Raw genomic sequence first — 3261 nt, forward strand, 5'->3', positions numbered from 1 at the left:
TTTGCTCTTTAAAAATCTGGATCAAGCTGAAAATTGAAACGACACACTGTGTCTGTTCTCCGTAATAAGAACAGATAAGCGGTGTGTTCGAGTCTCTCAAATTTTCGCAAGTCGAAATGTTTTACGAAACATCTTCGGGTTGTGAGGTTAAGCGACTAAGCGTACACGGTGGATGCCCTGGCAGTCAGAGGCGATGAAGGACGTGCTAATCTGCGATAAGCGTCGGTAAGGTGATATGAACCGTTATAACCGACGATTTCCGAATGGGGAAACCCAGTGTGTTTCGACACACTATCGTTAAGTGAATACATAGCTTAACGAAGCGAACCGGGGGAACTGAAACATCTAAGTACCCCGAGGAAAAGAAATCAACCGAGATTCCCCTAGTAGCGGCGAGCGAACGGGGAGCAGCCCAGAGTCTGAATCAGCATGTGTGTTAGTGGAACGGTCTGGAAAGTCCGACGGTACAGGGTGATAGTCCCGTACACAAAAATGCATGTGTTGTGAACTCGAAGAGTAGGGCGGGACACGTGGTATCCTGTCTGAATATGGGGGGACCATCCTCCAAGGCTAAATACTCCTGACTGACCGATAGTGAACCAGTACCGTGAGGGAAAGGCGAAAAGAACCCCGGCGAGGGGAGTGAAATAGAACCTGAAACCGTGTACGTACAAGCAGTGGGAGCCTTGATTTATCAGGGTGACTGCGTACCTTTTGTATAATGGGTCAGCGACTTATATTCTGTAGCAAGGTTAACCGTATAGGGGAGCCGAAGGGAAACCGAGTCTTAACTGGGCGTTAAGTTGCAGGGTATAGACCCGAAACCCGGTGATCTAGCCATGGGCAGGTTGAAGGTTGGGTAACACTAACTGGAGGACCGAACCGACTAATGTTGAAAAATTAGCGGATGACTTGTGGCTGGGGGTGAAAGGCCAATCAAACCGGGAGATAGCTGGTTCTCCCCGAAAGCTATTTAGGTAGCGCCTCGTGAACTCATCTTCGGGGGTAGAGCACTGTTTCGACTAGGGGGTCATCCCGACTTACCAACTCGATGCAAACTACGAATACCGAAGAATGTTATCACGGGAGACACACGGCGGGTGCTAACGTCCGTCGTGAAGAGGGAAACAACCCAGACCGCCAGCTAAGGTCCCAAAGTCACAGTTAAGTGGGAAACGATGTGGGAAGGCTCAGACAGCCAGGATGTTGGCTTAGAAGCAGCCATCATTTAAAGAAAGCGTAATAGCTCACTGGTCGAGTCGGCCTGCGCGGAAGATGTAACGGGGCTAAACTGTGCACCGAAGCTGCGGCAGCGACACTATGTGTTGTTGGGTAGGGGAGCGTTCTGTAAGCCGTTGAAGGTGGCCTGTGAGGGTTGCTGGAGGTATCAGAAGTGCGAATGCTGACATAAGTAACGATAATGCGGGTGAAAAACCCGCACGCCGGAAGACCAAGGGTTCCTGTCCAACGTTAATCGGGGCAGGGTGAGTCGACCCCTAAGGCGAGGCCGAAAGGCGTAGTCGATGGGAAACAGGTTAATATTCCTGTACTTGGTGTTACTGCGAAGGGGGGACGGAGAAGGCTATGTTAGCCGGGCGACGGTTGTCCCGGTTTAAGCATGTAGGCGGGAAGTTTAGGTAAATCCGGACTTCTATTAACGCTGAGGTGTGATGACGAGGCACTACGGTGCTGAAGTAACAAATGCCCTGCTTCCAGGAAAAGCCTCTAAGCATCAGGTAACATCAAATCGTACCCCAAACCGACACAGGTGGTCAGGTAGAGAATACCAAGGCGCTTGAGAGAACTCGGGTGAAGGAACTAGGCAAAATGGTGCCGTAACTTCGGGAGAAGGCACGCTGATGGTAGGTGAAGTGACTTGCTCATGGAGCTGAAATCAGTCGAAGATACCAGCTGGCTGCAACTGTTTATTAAAAACACAGCACTGTGCAAACACGAAAGTGGACGTATACGGTGTGACGCCTGCCCGGTGCCGGAAGGTTAATTGATGGGGTTAGCGGCAACGCGAAGCTCTTGATCGAAGCCCCGGTAAACGGCGGCCGTAACTATAACGGTCCTAAGGTAGCGAAATTCCTTGTCGGGTAAGTTCCGACCTGCACGAATGGCGTAATGATGGCCAGGCTGTCTCCACCCGAGACTCAGTGAAATTGAACTCGCTGTGAAGATGCAGTGTACCCGCGGCAAGACGGAAAGACCCCGTGAACCTTTACTATAGCTTGACACTGAACACTGGTCCTTGATGTGTAGGATAGGTGGGAGGCTTTGAAGTGTGGACGCCAGTCTGCATGGAGCCAACCTTGAAATACCACCCTTTAATGGCTGGTGTTCTAACGTAGACCCGTAATCCGGGTTGCGGACAGTGTCTGGTGGGTAGTTTGACTGGGGCGGTCTCCTCCTAAAGAGTAACGGAGGAGCACGAAGGTTAGCTAATCCTGGTCGGACATCAGGAGGTTAGTGCAATGGCATAAGCTAGCTTGACTGCGAGAGTGACGGCTCGAGCAGGTGCGAAAGCAGGTCATAGTGATCCGGTGGTTCTGAATGGAAGGGCCATCGCTCAACGGATAAAAGGTACTCCGGGGATAACAGGCTGATACCGCCCAAGAGTTCATATCGACGGCGGTGTTTGGCACCTCGATGTCGGCTCATCACATCCTGGGGCTGAAGTAGGTCCCAAGGGTATGGCTGTTCGCCATTTAAAGTGGTACGCGAGCTGGGTTTAGAACGTCGTGAGACAGTTCGGTCCCTATCTGCCGTGGGCGTTGGAGAATTGAGGGGGGCTGCTCCTAGTACGAGAGGACCGGAGTGGACGCATCACTGGTGTTCGGGTTGTCATGCCAATGGCATTGCCCGGTAGCTAAATGCGGAAAAGATAAGTGCTGAAAGCATCTAAGCACGAAACTTGCCCCGAGATGAGTTCTCCCTGACTCCTTGAGAGTCCTAAAGGAACGTTGAAGACTACGACGTTGATAGGCTGGGTGTGTAAGCGTAGCGATACGTTGAGCTAACCAGTACTAATGAACCGTGAGGCTTAACCTTACAACGCCAAAGATGTTTTGGTGTGCAGAGACACAATATTCAGCTTGAAACAGATTAAATCGATACGTTGAAAGACGGATTGATAACAGAATTTGCCTGGCGGCAGTAGCGCGGTGGTCCCACCTGACCCCATGCCGAACTCAGAAGTGAAACGCCGTAGCGCCGATGGTAGTGTGGGGTCTCCCCATGCGAGAGTAGGGAACTGCC

The 3261-nt window shown here is 51.5% G+C and carries 2 rRNA genes; both read left to right on the top strand.

Annotated elements, in window-relative coordinates:
- The first annotated feature begins 145 nt into the window (after positions 1 to 145).
- Positions 146 to 3054 (top strand): 23S ribosomal RNA (locus tag AB4K05_RS24610).
- 95 nt (positions 3055 to 3149) lie between these two features.
- Positions 3150 to 3261 (top strand): 5S ribosomal RNA (gene rrf, locus AB4K05_RS24615); the annotation flags it as partial.

Origin of the sequence: Kluyvera sp. STS39-E, assembly GCF_040932435.1 — a bacterium.
GTDB lineage: Bacteria > Pseudomonadota > Gammaproteobacteria > Enterobacterales > Enterobacteriaceae > Kluyvera.